The sequence below is a fragment of the Nocardia sp. NPDC050408 genome, assembly GCF_044458905.1.
Classification (GTDB): domain Bacteria; phylum Actinomycetota; class Actinomycetes; order Mycobacteriales; family Mycobacteriaceae; genus Nocardia.
The window spans coordinates 1-14,086 of record NZ_JBITIL010000039.1; the positions used below are offsets into that span (position 1 = coordinate 1).

The 14,086-nt window shown below is 65.1% G+C and carries 12 protein-coding genes; 8 read left to right on the forward strand and 4 right to left on the reverse strand.

Features of this window, described 5'->3' with window-relative positions; all coding sequences use genetic code 11:
• Nucleotides 1-294: 294 nt before the first annotated feature.
• Together ACIBJI_RS41635 and ACIBJI_RS41640 are read right to left on the reverse strand one after the other, a co-directional pair.
• A complete protein-coding gene (locus ACIBJI_RS41635; protein ID WP_364339738.1) occupies nt 295-1,686 on the reverse strand; it encodes an amidase in 1,392 nt (463 codons plus the stop codon).
• Between the two features lie 89 nt (nt 1,687-1,775).
• The gene (locus ACIBJI_RS41640; RefSeq protein ID WP_397088685.1) at nt 1,776-2,741 is read right to left on the reverse strand and encodes a D-2-hydroxyacid dehydrogenase; all 966 of its coding nucleotides are present in this window, start codon (nt 2,739-2,741) and stop codon (nt 1,776-1,778) included.
• Nucleotides 2,742-2,826: 85 nt separating this feature from the next.
• Between ACIBJI_RS41640 and ACIBJI_RS41645 the strand changes: the two genes are divergently transcribed.
• The 5 genes from ACIBJI_RS41645 to ACIBJI_RS41665 all read left to right on the forward strand — a co-directional run bounded on the left by ACIBJI_RS41645 (nt 2,827) and on the right by ACIBJI_RS41665 (nt 8,030).
• Nucleotides 2,827-3,567: an Asp/Glu/hydantoin racemase gene (locus ACIBJI_RS41645; RefSeq protein ID WP_396955970.1), complete on the forward strand. Its 741-nt coding sequence runs from the start codon at nt 2,827-2,829 to the stop codon at nt 3,565-3,567.
• A gap of 10 nt (nt 3,568-3,577) precedes the next feature.
• Nucleotides 3,578-4,309 carry a maleate cis-trans isomerase gene (locus ACIBJI_RS41650; protein ID WP_364339732.1) on the forward strand — a complete coding sequence of 244 codons (732 nt, stop codon included), beginning with the start codon at nt 3,578-3,580 and terminating at the stop codon, nt 4,307-4,309.
• A complete protein-coding gene (locus tag ACIBJI_RS41655) occupies nt 4,296-4,976 on the forward strand; it encodes a GntR family transcriptional regulator (RefSeq protein WP_397088687.1) in 681 nt (226 codons plus the stop codon). Before ACIBJI_RS41650 ends, ACIBJI_RS41655 begins: the two co-directional genes overlap by 14 nt.
• Nucleotides 4,977-5,537: 561 nt before the next feature.
• Nucleotides 5,538-6,941 carry a cellulase family glycosylhydrolase gene (locus ACIBJI_RS41660; protein ID WP_396955969.1) on the forward strand — a complete coding sequence of 468 codons (1,404 nt, stop codon included), beginning with the start codon at nt 5,538-5,540 and terminating at the stop codon, nt 6,939-6,941.
• 198 nt (nt 6,942-7,139) lie between these two features.
• The gene (locus ACIBJI_RS41665; RefSeq protein WP_397088689.1) at nt 7,140-8,030 is read left to right on the forward strand and encodes a MurR/RpiR family transcriptional regulator; all 891 of its coding nucleotides are present in this window, start codon (nt 7,140-7,142) and stop codon (nt 8,028-8,030) included.
• Nucleotides 8,031-8,043: 13 nt separating this feature from the next.
• On the opposite strand, the gene ACIBJI_RS41670 is transcribed toward ACIBJI_RS41665, so the two are convergent.
• Nucleotides 8,044-9,423 carry an amino acid permease gene (locus tag ACIBJI_RS41670; RefSeq protein ID WP_397088691.1) on the reverse strand — a complete coding sequence of 460 codons (1,380 nt, stop codon included), beginning with the start codon at nt 9,421-9,423 and terminating at the stop codon, nt 8,044-8,046.
• A gap of 159 nt (nt 9,424-9,582) precedes the next feature.
• Between ACIBJI_RS41670 and ACIBJI_RS41675 the strand changes: the two genes are divergently transcribed.
• The 3 genes from ACIBJI_RS41675 to ACIBJI_RS41685 are packed head-to-tail and all read left to right on the forward strand — an operon-like array spanning nt 9,583 to nt 13,320.
• On the forward strand, nt 9,583-10,356 hold the full coding sequence (locus ACIBJI_RS41675; RefSeq protein WP_397088693.1) for an enoyl-CoA hydratase/isomerase family protein: 774 nt from the start codon (nt 9,583-9,585) through the stop codon (nt 10,354-10,356).
• Between the two features lie 2 nt (nt 10,357-10,358).
• Nucleotides 10,359-12,527 (forward strand): acetate--CoA ligase family protein, encoded by a 2,169-nt coding sequence (locus tag ACIBJI_RS41680; protein ID WP_397088695.1) that lies wholly within the window; start codon nt 10,359-10,361, stop codon nt 12,525-12,527.
• Nucleotides 12,520-13,320 carry a crotonase/enoyl-CoA hydratase family protein gene (locus ACIBJI_RS41685; protein ID WP_364339717.1) on the forward strand — a complete coding sequence of 267 codons (801 nt, stop codon included), beginning with the start codon at nt 12,520-12,522 and terminating at the stop codon, nt 13,318-13,320. The genes ACIBJI_RS41680 and ACIBJI_RS41685 overlap by 8 nt, the downstream gene beginning before the upstream one ends.
• Before the next feature lie 17 nt (nt 13,321-13,337).
• Here the strand turns inward: ACIBJI_RS41685 and ACIBJI_RS41690 are convergent, their stop codons facing one another.
• On the reverse strand, nt 13,338-13,997 hold the full coding sequence (locus ACIBJI_RS41690; protein ID WP_397088697.1) for a response regulator: 660 nt from the start codon (nt 13,995-13,997) through the stop codon (nt 13,338-13,340).
• Nucleotides 13,998-14,086: the final 89 nt, after the last annotated feature.

A 14,086-nucleotide genomic window follows, 5' to 3' on the forward strand; every position in this document is an offset into this window, starting at 1 on the left:
GGCGGCGCATGCACTTCGACGACTCGGCTGAGTCGATGGCCGCGCCTCCGCGCGGACGCGAGACGGACCGCGAACGTCGCTCGTAAGACTCGCTCCGTGGTGGTTGGTGATGGCGGGGCGTTCGGCACCCGGTGCGCGCGTGCCGCAAGGTCGAGACTCGCGCCGGCGGCGCATGCACTTCGACGACTCGGCTGAGTCGATGGCCGCGCCTCCGCGCGGACGCGAGACGGACCGCGAACGTCGCTCGTAAGACTCGCTCTGTCGGGGGTGGGAGAGGCTTGAAATGAGAATTGGCTAACCCAGCACGTACTCGGCGTAGCGCGCGACCGCGAGGACCAGATCATCGGAATGGCGCGGTCCGATGATCTGCAGGCCGACCGGCAGTCCTGCCGCGGTGGTGCCCGCGGGGATGCTGATCGCGGGTTGCTGGGTCATGTTGAACGGATAGGTGAACGGCGTCCACTGCGGCCAGCTATCGAGCCCGCTGCCCGGCGGGACATCGTGACCCGCCTCGAATGCGGTGATCGGCATCGTCGGGGTGATCAACAGGTCATAGGTGGTGTGGAAGGCGCCCATGGTGATACCGAGTTGGGCAGCCACCGCACGGGCGTCGAGATAGTCGACGGCACTGACGGTTTCGCCACGTTCCCAGACCGCGCGCAGCCCTTGATCCACATTTTCGCGCGCACCATCCGGGAATTTCGCCAACATCGTGGCAGCACCGGCGGCCCACAGCACTTCGAATGCGTCGCGCGGATCTTCGAAGCCCGGATCGGTCGCGATGACCCGTAGCTCGGCATCGGCCAGCCGCCGCACCGCCGCATCCACGATCGCGGCGACCTCCGGGTCGACCTTCGCATAACCGAGCGTCGGCGAGTAAGCGACGGTGAGTCCGCGCACCTCGCGCGACATCTGGCCGCGGAAGGTCGTCACCGTCGGCGGCAACGCGGTCGGATCGCGCGGATCCGGCAGCGACAGGATGTCCATGAGCAGCGCGGCGTCCTCGACGGTCCTGGTCATCGGCCCGGCGTGCGCCAGCGGACCGAACGGACTCGCCGGGTACAGCGGGACCCGACCGTGCGTCGGCTTGAAGCCGACGATGCCGCAGAACGCGGCGGGAATGCGAATGCTCCCACCGCCGTCCGTGCCGACCGACACCGGCCCCATCCCGGCGGCCACCGCCGCCGCGCTGCCACCGGAGGAGCCGCCCGCGGTTGTCGTGGGATCGACCGGGTTGCGGGTGATGCCGGTCAGCGGGCTGTCGGTGACCGCCTTCCACGCGATTTCGGGTGTTGTCGTCTTCCCGAGGAACACCATGCCGTCCTCGCGCAGCCGGGCCGCGACCGGGCTATCGACCTGCCAGGGACCGCTCGGATCGATCGAGGTGCTACCGCGCCGGGTGGGCCAGCCCTCGGTCAGGAAGATGTCCTTGATCGAGATCGGCACACCGTCGAGCAGTCCGCGGGCATAACCCGAATGCCAGCGCGCCTCCGAATCTTTGGCCTGCACCAGTGCGCGATCCGGATCGACCAGACAGTAGGCGTTCACCGCACCGTCGCGCGCCACAATGGCTTCCAGAATCGCCTCGGTCGCCTCGACCGGCGACAGAGTGCCCGCCGCGTAGGCCGAGACCAATTCGACGGCGGTCATCGCGGCCGGTTGAGTATTGACGTCCGGGTAGCTCATGCCTTCGCCTCGCTGACGCTCGGCTCCGGCATGCGCACTGCGCGCTGGCACATGATTCGCTCACTTCGTTCGCTCATGGCAGGGCTCCTTCAGCCGGGCACGTACCCCAGCTCTTTATCGACCACGTTGTCCAAAGTCCGGTCGGCGATCCAATTATCGAAATTGCGGGTGAACGCCGTGACGACCTCGGCTCGCCAGCCGCTGAAATCACCCGAATTGTGCGGAGTAATAAGCACATTCGGCAGATCCCACAGCGGATGCCGCGCCGGTAGCGGTTCCGGATCCACCACATCGAGTGCCGCCCCGGCTATCGATCCGGTGCTGACTGCGGCGAGAAGGTCGTCGGTCACAACGAGTTCCCCACGACCGACATTGACAAACCTGGCATGTGGTTTCATCGCGGCAAATGCCTTGGCATCGAACATTTCCCGGGTCTGCGGCGTCAGCGGTGCGACCGCGACGACATAATCGGCAATGGGAAGTTCAGCGTGCAGGTCGCTATTCACGGTGCCGAAATCCGGGTCGGTGGCCCGCGCGCGCCGACCCACTGCCCGCACGGTCATCCCGGCAGCGCGCAATAACCGCGCGATGGCGCGGCCGATCGAGCCCGTTCCGACTATCAGGACGGTGGCGCCCGCAATGCGTTCGGATTCGCGATGTCGCCATTCGTGCTGTTGCTGCAACCGAAGCGATCCGGACAGATCCTTGGCAAAGCCGAGAATCTGTCCCAATACGTATTCCGCGATGGCCGTATCGAATACGCCACGTGTATTGGTGACCACGACCTCGCTTTCTCGCAGTGCGGGGAACATCACCGGATCCACGCCGGTCGAACCCATATGCAGCCAGCGCAAACGATCGGCCGCATGCCAGGCGCCGGGGAGCGCGCGAGTCAGGAAGTCGTAGACGAATAACGCGTCGGCGCCGCGCAGTGCGTCGGCGAGTCCGGGCGCTTGCGTGTACCGCACTTCTGCTCGATCGGCCACCGGGGCCATGAGGTCCGCCTCGGGCACACTGTCACTGTGCAGGACGGTGACAATCGGGCCCTGTTCCACATTGACACACTAAAATCGCATCGTATGATTGTCAACAATCCGATCGTTCTCGGAGGTCTAACGGCTGAGCGCGAGAGGGGCCGCATTGGAACTCGGCTTTCCCGATATCGAAGGGCCCGTAGCACAACGGGGGATCGGGATCATCGCACCGTTCGACCTCGCGCTCGAACGCGAACTCTGGCGCTGGGCGCCGCTGGATGTGAGCCTGCACCTGGCCCGCACGCCGTATGAACCGGTCCCGGTTTCGATGGCGATGGCCGAGCTGGTCTCCAATCCCGTACATCTGACGGCGGCGACCCGCGATGTGATGCACGTCGAGCCGGAAGTCGTTGCCTACCTGTGCACTTCGGGCAGTTTCATCAGGGGCCTCGCCTACGAGAAGTCACTGCGCGAAACCATTTGTCAGGCCGGAGCGCTGGACGCCGTCACCACCTCCGGCGCACTGGTGGAGGCGATCCGGCACCTGGATATCAGCAGAGTCTCGGTGCTCACCCCATACGACGAAATCCTCACCCACAAACTGCACGACTTCCTCGGCGAGGCCGGCTGCACCGTAATCCGTTCGGACCATCTGGGTTTGGGCGGTGGCATCTGGAAGGTCAACTACCGCACCATCGCCGAACGCATCATCGGCGCGGACGACCCGCAGGCGCAGGCCATCTTCGTCAGCTGTACCAACCTGCCCACCTACGACGTCATCGAGCCACTCGAACAGGCACTCGGCAAACCCGTACTCACCGCGAATCAGCTCACCATGTGGGCCTGCCTGGGCCGGATGAAACTGCCGATGACCGGTCCGGGAAAGTGGCTACTCAACGTTTTCTGATTGGACGAACATGCAGGCACCCACCGTCGGTTTCATCTACCCGGACCACGCGGCCGAGGACGACTACCCGCTCGCCGCGTCGCTGCTCGGCGTGCGGTTTCCGGTGGCTCACATCTACGGCACCGATCTGCACGCCATTCCTGAGCTGCTCGATCTGGGCAGTCCGGACAAGCTGCGCCACGGTGCCTCCTTGCTCGCACCGGACAAGCCCGACGCCGTCGTCTGGGCATGCACCTCAGGGAGTTTCGTATACGGACCGCAGGGTGCGCGCGAGCAGGTGCAAGCGCTGGCTTCGGCAGCTGAGGTACCGGCCTCGAGCACCAGCCTGGCCTTCGTCGCGGCCGCGCAGACGCTCGACGTGCGCCGGGTCGCGGTCGCCGCAAGCTACCCGGACGATGTCGCGCAGCTGTTCGTGGAATTCCTGGCCGATGCCGGAATCGAAGTGGTCGCCTTCTCCAGCGCCGGTATAGACACCGCAGCGGAGGTCGGCACTTTGACCGCCGCACAGGTGCGCGAACTGGCTGTGGCGAATGACCATCCCGACGCGCAGGCGCTGCTGATTCCGGATACCGCCATGCACACCCTCGGGGTGTTGCCGGAACTCGAGGCGCGCTTGGGCAAGATCGTATTGACGGCCAATCAGGTCACCATCTGGGAGGGCCTGCGGCTCACCGGCACCGCTGTGGCATCCGCCGTGCTCGGTTCCCTCTTCTCGGAAAGGCATATCCATGTCGGTCGTTGACTTCGAGCCGGTGAATCGGCAGTCGACCGCGGAAATGATCGCCGACCGGCTGCGCGATGCGATCATGCACGGCAACATGGCCCCCGGCGCCCAACTCGGCGAAGCCGACCTCGCAACCCGATTCGGCGTATCGCGCGGCCCGGTCCGCGAGGCTTTGCAACGCCTGCTCACCGAGGGCCTGCTGTACAGCATCCGCAACCGTGGCATTTTCGTCATCGAGCTGACCATCGACGACGTCGTCGACATCTACCGCGCCAGAACCGCCATCGAAGGCGGCGCCCTCGCACTCATCCTCGACGGCCGCCGAGATATCGCCTACGCGGCTTTGGAACCCAGCGTCACCGACATGTGCGCGTGCGCCGAAAACGGTGATGCCGCAGGCGTTTCCGATGCCGACCAAGCTTTCCACGAGGCGCTGGTCGACAGCGCGGGCAGCCCCCGCTTGGTTCGAGCGGCCCGCACTTTGTTGATCGAAACCCGAATGTGCTTGGGGGCGTTACAGACAACGTATCCCGACTTGCGCGAGCAGGCCCGAGAGCATGTCGAACTGCGCGATGCGATCGGATCGGGACCGGCGCGCCGGGCGCGCACGTTGCTCGTCGAGCACATGGACGACGCGGTTCAGCGCCTGCACCGCCAGTACAGCCTCGGCGAACAGGCGACCTGACACACTGCGTCGCTCACCGCTCGCGACAGTCGATCAACCCTCGGCAGCAGGGATTCGGCCAGCTCGTCGTCTGGAGAATCGACGACGAGAGATCATGCAGCACAACGGTTCCCGATCCGCCGATGCGTGAATCACATCAACCTCTGGGCGCCTGCCCAATGGCGCGCGAAGGAGGTGGTTCTCGCATACGTACATCTAAACGCATGCCCCCGAAGAATTCAGGCCTGGCCAGACCCAAGTCAATGGCGGCCACCACCTCCTGGTCGCGTACGCCGAAGCAGTCTGTCCGACCGGCAGATTCATGCTATCAACGGGCCCGAACCGTCCACTCCCAAGGTGGTGAGTACAACCGGCTGCCGTCCGACGCGCAACGACACGGTAAGGCCGGGAGCCCCGCCGTCCCGGATGTGCCACGGAGTGTCGTGATCGAATCGGGTCAGCGATATATAGCATTTCCACATCAGAGCCCTCGCCTCGACCGCCTCGTGCACGGATCGATCCACCGCAGTCGTCAGCGCCGTAACAATGCCGTCGGCGCATACTCCTCGAAAGGTTTGCGCGATGACCATCATGGCCTCGACAGCGCGGTGCCTCGGATTGGTCGTGTTACTGCTGGGACTGACCACACCGGCCGCGGCGACACCGACGGCTACCGAACTGGGGCACGCGGGCCGCTGGCTCACCGACGACCAGGGCCGGGTGGTCACCTTGCACGGGGTGAATTTGGTCTACAAGTACCCGCCGTACTTCCCCGCAGCGGGAGGTTTCGGTGAGAACGACGCCAAGTTCCTGGCGGAGAACGGTTTCAACGCAGTGCGTTTGGGTTTCGCATGGAACGCCGTCGAACCGCGGCCCGGCGTTTACGACGATAACTACATCGCGCAAATCGAGCAGACCCAGCAGTTGCTGGCCCGGTACAACATCTACAGCCTTGTCGATTCCCATCAGGACGCGTTCAACGAATCGGTCGGCGCGAGTTGGAGCGGGTTCCCCGAGTGGGCGACGATCACCGACGGGTTCCCCTTGCAGCCCGATCCCGGCTTTCCGCTGGTCTACTTTACGAGCCCGGCGCAAAACCAAACGTGGGCGAACTTCTACCACAACCGCGCCGCGTCCGATGGTGTCGGACTGCAGGACCACTATGCGGCCATGTGGGCGCATGTCGCGCAGCACTTCGCAGACGAGCCGTACGTGCTGGGCTACGACCTGATCAATGAGCCGTGGCCCGGTTGGGAATACCCGACCTGCTTTCCGCAGGGCTGCCCCGAGTTCGAGCGCGGTGTGCTCGCGCCGGCCGAAGCCAAAGCGATGAACGCTATCCGCCGAGCCGACCCGAAACACATGCTGTTCTATGAGCCGTCGGTAACCAACGACCTCGGTACGCCGGACTGGATGCCGAATCCCACCGGCGATCCGAACGCGGGGTTGAGCTTTCACGACTACTGCTTCGGCCCTGTCGACACCTGCGTGAGTAACGGCTTGTATCGCGCCAACGCCGACGGCGTTGTCGGGCTGATTACCGAGTTCGGCGCGACCAAAGATTCGGCGAAGCTGACTCGTCTCACCGACGCATTCGACGACAACATGGCCTCTTGGCTGTTCTGGTCCCAACCGCAGGACCAAACACCCGGTCATCCCCAGGAGCCACCGACCGGCCCCAACCTGATGGACCCGGCGATCGTCCGCCCATATCCACAGGCAATCGCGGGCACCCCCCAGCAGTGGCACTACGACAGCGCGACCGGGACGTTCACCATCCAATACAGTGCCCGCCGAGCCGATTCCGGACAATCGTTCCCACCTGGAGTCCGCACCGTGGTGTATCTGCCGCAGAGCACCTACCCCAACGGCTACCAGGTCCAAATCCAGGGCGCCGACATCGTGTCGGCACCCGATGCTCAGCTACTTCAACTCACCACCAGCCCCGGACAGGACACCGTGCAGGTGACCGTGACGCGTCGGTGATTCCAGTACCTACCTCAGGATGGGCACTCGGCTTACCGGACGACCAGCTGTCTCGTGGGTAGACCACATGACATGAACGCGCCGTTGTCGGTGCCCCCAGCCGCTATTGCACCTGGTGATCGGCCATCAGCGGGATCGGCTAACTTGGCAGACAACCGTGCGGCAAGGCACGCGGTGCGAGGTTGCGGAGGAGGTTCGGTGGATACGAACGCGGAGACGACGGGTACCGCGAGTTTCGACGAGCTGGCCGTCGAGATACGTCGCCGGATGGATTCGCTGTCCACCGCGCACAAGAAGTTGGCTCAGCGAGTGCTGTCGGATCCCGAAGCGGTGGCGTTCATGACTGTCTCCGAACTCGCCGGCGCGGTCAATGTCAATGAGGCCACGGTCGTGCGCTTTGCCAATGCTCTGGGTCTGAAGGGATATCCGGGGCTGACGCGACTGTGCCGCGAACGGTTGCAGGAACAAGCGCAACTGTTGCGCCGCTTCGACAATCTCGAGCACCTCACGGCCGAAGGTGTCGGGCTGCGCGAACAGACCGTGGGGCTGGATCAAGCGAATATCGCCCGCACGTTCGCGCGTATCGACGACGCGATGTGGGATTCGACCGTCGATCGGCTGGCCCACGCTCCACGGGTGCATGTGATGGGCCTGCGCAAATGCCACGCCCCGGCGTATCTGCTGACCTACCTGTTGCGGATGCTGCGCGAGGATGTGTCGGCGATCGATGCCAGTGCGGGAACGCTGACCGATGAACTGCGTCGGGTGCGTGCGGGCGATTGTTTCGTGGCGATGTCGATCCATCGATACAGCCTCGACACTGTGCGCGCCGCGCAGTGGGCTCGACAGCGCGGTGCCCACGTCATCGCATTGACCGATACCGCCGTGTCGCCGCTGGCGGTATCGGCGCACGATACGTTTTACGTCGATGCGTCCAGCGCCAGCATCCTGCGATCGATGACCGCCTTCACCTCCCTCGCCCAGGCAATGACGGGTGCCGTCGCACAACTCCTGGGGCATGAAGTGCGCTCGACACTGCTCGAAGAGGAAAAGCTGTTGAGCGAGTTCGGCGTCTACGCACCCGATTGATCGGCGCGGTCGGCTACTCCGCCGTAGCCAGCTGTGCCGCACCGGCCCGGCGCTGATGAATCAGGCCGGCAGTGACGGCGGTCGCGGTGACCAGGAGGGTCAGCGCGAGCGGCGTACGGGTACCGGAATTCAAAGCCATTCCACCGACGATGGCCAGCAAGACGACTCCGACCGCGTAGGACAGGTACGGGGCACCCCACATTTTCACAGGCAGTGCGGTGATCTGCGCCGCGGTCTTATGGCGACGCCCGACGATCTGGGTGGCACAGATGCACAGGTAGACCACGACCGCGACCGCACCCGAGGAGCTGAGCAGGAAGGTGAAAACCGCTCCGGTGGGCAGGAAGTAGTTCGCCACGACCGCCAGGAATCCGGCGCTGGAGGCGGCGAGAACACCGGCGACCGGCACCCCGGAGCGGGCGGTCCTGCCCAGCACGCGTGGGCCTTCACCGCGGCGCGAGAGCGAGAACAGCATCCGCGATGACGAGTAGAGACCCGAGTTCAGGCAAGACAGCACGGCCGTGAGTACGACCAGATTCATGGTGGTCCGCGCACCGGGAACGCCGAGTTGGTCCAGCACCGCGGTGTACGGGCTCTGCGTGACTTGCGTTGCGTTCCAGGGCAATAGCGTGACGACAACAAGTACCGAGCCGACGTAGAAGATCAGGATGCGTCCAGCGACGCTGCGCATACTCGCGCGCACCGCGCTGACCGGATCTTGCGCCTCACCCGCGGCGATCGTTACCAGCTCGGTGCCGAAGTAGGAGAAGAACACCGTCAACGACGCCACGAGCAAAGGTGTCGCGCCATTCGGGAACAGGCCGCCGTGCCCGAGCAGGTTGGCCGTTCCCGGCGCCTGGTAGTGCGGAAGCAGGCCACAGATGGCTGCGATGCCGATTGCGATGAAGGCGACGATCGCGACGACCTTGATCATGGCGAACCAGAACTCGAAACGCGCGAAAGACGTTACCGCCGCGAGGTTTACGGCGGTCAAGGCGCTCATGAAGATCAGCGAATACAGCCAGGTCGGCACCGACGGCAGGAGTTGATTGGCGACCACCGCGCCGGCAATGGCCTCGAAAGCGACTGTGACACACCAGTGATAGGCGTAGACCCAGCCCACCGACAGTCCTGCCCAGGTACCGAGTTCGCGGGAGGCGTAGCTCGAGAACGATCCCGTTTCGGGGCTGGCCGTCGCCAGCTCGGCGAGCATGCGCATGACCAGAATGATCACCAGGCCGGTGAGTAGGTAAACGATGACGATGCCCGGACCTGCTGCGGAGATCGCTTTGCCGCTGCCGACGAACAACCCGGCGCCGATCACTCCACCGATACCGATCATCGTCAGCTGCCGAGTGTTGATGCTGTGCTTCAGATTTCCCGAGCTAGGCACGATGCCTTCTTCCATAAACCGTGGGCCGGTGCCCGATGCAAGTAGTGACATAGAACACGCCCTGCCGATTCGACGCAATAGTAATTGCAAACTGTGTGATGTCTGCAAATTCTATGGCATAGTGCTGACATAGAACCCGCCGAGGAAGAAGTGAGGCCCATGTCCACCGTGCTGGTGAGCAGATCCGGTTCCATCGCAACGCTCGTTCTCAACCGCCCCGAACGGCTCAATGCCGTCAGTGAAGAGCTGTACCGGACGCTGGTCGACGAACTGAATGCCGCCGACTCCGATCCCAGAATCCGCTGCGTCGTCCTCACCGGTGCCGGGCGGGCGTTCTGCGTGGGGGCCGACCTGAAAGCGCACAAGTCCGGCACGAGGACTCCCGCGGAGCAGGCGCGCTACGTCGATTTGGGCCAGCGTGCCTGCGAGCAGATCCAGACGATGGGCACCCCGGTGGTGGCGGCGGTCAACGGATATGCCCTCGGTGCCGGTGCGGAACTAGCGATCAGCGCGGACTTCATGGTCATAGCCGAGGACGCGCAGATGGGGTTTCCCGAGGTGAGCATCGGCACCTTCGTCGGTGGTGGTGTAACCAACCGGCTGCCACGTCTGGTCGGTCTGCGTAGAGCCACGGACATGCTGATCCTCGGAGAGCGATTCACCGGTCGGCAGGCACTCGATTGGGGGTTGGCCCATTCCGCGGTAACCAGTGATCTTCTGCTCGGGTCGGCCAAAGGGCTCGCCGAAACCCTCGCAGCGAAGGCGCCACTCGCACTGGCCCGGATGAAGGCGGCACTGCGCCGCGATGACCCCCTCGACGTCGCGTTCGCCACTGAGCAGCACGAGCTCCTGGCATTGATGGCCACCCGGGATTGGGCAGAAGGCGTCGCCGCATTCGCCGAACGCCGCACCCCCGTCTTCGAAGGAAAGTAGAGATGACCAGCATCGACGACCGCACGTCCGGCCTCGGCGCGCCCGCCCGCACCGCACTCGAGCGGCTGTTCGACCCACATTCCGTCGCCATCGTCGGCGCATCCGCCAATCCGGCCAAGCGCGGCTTCCAGGCCATCCGCGCCCTGCAACAGTCCGGCTACGCACATCCCATCTACCCGGTCCACCCGACGGCACTGCAGATCCTCGGCCTCGGCGTGTACTCCTCGGTCGATCGGCTCCCCCACGGCGTCGACGTCGCGCTGATCGCTTTACCCGCCGCCGCCGTCCCCGACATGCTGCGCCGTTGCGCCGCCGCCGGTATCGCAGGAGCCGTCGTGCTCGCCAACGGTTTCGGAGAGATCGGGGGAACCGGCGCCGAACTCGCCGCCGCGCTCGCAGTGGCGATCGCCGAGACCGGCATTCGGGTCATCGGGCCCAACACCTCCGGCCTGCTCAACGTCGCCTCGGGCGCGAATCTCGTTGGCCTCGAGCATGTTCCGTGCGGCCCGATCAGTGTGATCACGCAGAGCGGAAATATGCTGCTGTCGCTGGTCAACGATGATCGGGCGACCAAAGGCCCCGGTTTCCACATCTGTGTGGGGCTGGGTAACCAGGCCGATATCCGGTACGACGAGTGCCTCACCGAATTCGTCCGCGATCCGGGTACGGGCGTCGTGGCCATTCATTCCGAGGGGTTTACCGACGGACGGTCGTTCCTGATCGCCGCCGCTCGTGCCATTCCGGAAAAACCGGTTGCCGTATTGCGCGGTGGCCGTTCGGAAGGGGGGCGCCGCGCCGCGCGGTCGCACACCGGCTCGATCGCCGGACTCGACGCCGTGGCGACGGCCGTGCTGCGGCAGGCCGGGGTGGAACTGGTCGACCGCTCCGACGAGCTCGCGGTCGTCGCCGGCGCCCTTGCCGACTCCGCCCCGATCGCGCCAGGGCGCAAGGTCGCGATCCTCAGCGACGGTGGGGGCCACGCCACGCTGGCCGCCGACGCCCTCGCCGCCAACGGCATCGAACTAGCCCAACTCGGCGATCGGACACAGAAACGGCTGCGGCATCTACTCGGCGCTAATGCGGCCGTGGCTGGTCCAGTCGACGTGGCGGGCGCCACCGACGCCGACCCATTGGTGTTCGCCGAGGCCGCCGAGATCCTCATGGGCGATCCCGATGTCGGTCTCGTGCTGGTCATCGGTCTCTATGGCGGCTACCACCTGCGCTTCGACCCACGGCTGCGCACGATCGAGGATGCCGCCGCCGGAGTGTTGCTCACACTCGTCGCCGAACACGATGTCCCCCTGGTGATCCAGAGCTGCTACGCCGGCCTCGACATCGCCAACCACGACCGCCTGCGGGCCGGCGGCGTACCGGTGATCACCTCCATCGATCACGCCGTACGGGTCGTAGCGGCCCTGGAGCGGCGTGGTCGCCTGCTGGCGACTACCCCGCAACGCTCCACACTTGTACTTCCACCGCCAGCCGCCGCCATCCCCGGATCGGGACTTCTCGATGAACCCACCGCACGGCGGGTGGTCGCCGCCGCCGGAATCGACCTCGGCGCATGGACTTTCGCACGCACCGTCAAGGATGTGGCCGCGGCTGTCGCCGACTATCAGCGACCGTGCGCGCTGAAAGTTGTTTCCCCGCAGGTCATCCACAAATCCGAGGTGGGCGGGGTCAGGGTCGGCGTGCCGGCCGCCCAGGCGGCCGAGCAGGCACAGGCGATCATCGACTCCGTCCATGCGCATGTGCCAGACGCCCACATCGATGGGATGATCGTCGCCCCAATGGCCGATGCCGGAATCGAACTGTTGGTCGGCGCCACTCGCGATCCGATTTTCGGGCCGGTGGTGGCCTTCGGTAGCGGTGGCGTGATGGTAGAGGCATTGCGCGACGTCACATTTCGTGCTGCGCCCTTCACCGAGTTCGAGGCCCGCGAAATGATCGACGAGACGATCGCCGCCCGCATGCTCGACGGCTACCGTCATCTCCCCGCAGTCGACCGGCACCAGCTTGCCCGATTTCTGGTCCGCGTCGGCGATTTCGTAGCCGCGCACCCGGAGATATCCGAACTCGATCTCAATCCGGTGATCGCATCCGGTTCCGACCTAGTCCCGGTCGATATTCGAATTGTATTGCGCGAGAATTCCGGAGACGATGATGACTGAGCCGATCCGCGTCGACCGTGTCGGCCATGTCGTCGTCTGGACACTGAACCGCCCGGCGGCGCGCAACCCGATATCCGCGCAAGACACGATTACCGCCCTCGAGGACGCGGTGACGGCGGCCAATCACGACCACAGCGTGCGGGCGGCGATTCTCACCGGCGCAGGGACAGCCTTCTCCTCCGGCGGCGACCTGAAACAGATGCGCGATCGTGCCGGAATGTTCGGTGGTGCACCGGCGCAGCTGCGCCAAGGGTACCGGCAGGGTATCCAGCGTATTCCAAAAGCGTTGTACGACTGTGAGATCCCCACGATCGCCGCCGTCAATGGTCCGGCCATCGGCGCGGGGTGTGATCTGGCGCTGCTGTGTGATCTGCGGATCGCCGCACGCACTGCGGTATTCGCCGAGAGCTTCGTCCGGGTCGGACTTGTGCCCGGCGACGGTGGCTCATGGCTGTTGCCGAAGGCAATCGGTATGGCCCGAGCGTGCGAGATGGCCTTCACCGGTGAACCGATCGACGCGCACACCGCGCTCGATTGGGGCCTGATCTCCGATGTCGTCGAACCCGACGCCCTGCTCGATACTGCCCACCGCCTCGCCGCCCGCATATCCACCAACCCACCGCACGTACTCCGGATGACGAAGCGATTACTGCGCGAGGGCCGACACCAGAGCCTCGACAGCCACCTCGAGCTGGCCGCCGCGATGCAGGCGGCCGCTCACCACACCGAAGATCACCGCGAGGCCGTCACAGCCATGCTGGAGCGTAGACCGGCCGCCTTCAACGGCCGATGAGCGGTCGGGCATGGCTGTTATTGCCGAGGCCGGACCAGCCCGATGTCGTAGGCGAGCACCACCGCCTGCACTCGATCCCGCAGCCCGAGTTTGCGCAGAATCGCCGAAACATGGCTTTTTACAGTGCCTTCGGTGACATCCAGTTTCGTCGCTATCTCGGCGTTGGAGGCAGCTTGCGCGATGAGTGTGAGGACCTCGACCTCTCGATTCGTGAGATCGGCGAGATCCGGCATTGCCGCCGTTTCGGGGCGCATGTCGGCGACGAACCGATCCAGCAGCCGGCGCGTCACCCGCGGCGCGAGCAGCGCCTCTCCGCTGGCCACCACACGTATCGCCTCGACCAGTTCGGCGGGCCGGGTGTCCTTCAGCAAAAATCCGCCCGCACCGGCGCGCAGGGCCGCGTACAGCAGTTCGTCCTCGTCGAAGGTGGTCAGGATGATGACCGAGGGCCGGGGCTGGAATGCGGAAAGTCGTTGCGTCGCCTGCACACCGTCGACACGAGGCATCCGCAGATCCATCAGCACGATATCCGGCTGTGTCTGTGCTGCCAGGTGCACCGCCTCCGCCCCGTCCCCGGCCTCGCCGACGACCCGGATATCCTCGCGTGCCTCCAGGATCATCCGAATCCCGGTGCGGACCAAGGCCTGATCATCGGCGACCAGCACACTGACTGTCATCCCCGCCTCCGTGTGATCTGCCGCGCGCACGCGCGTCGCGGCGGCCGGTCCATCGCGAGCATCCAATCATCCGAGTGTCCGGATCCGGA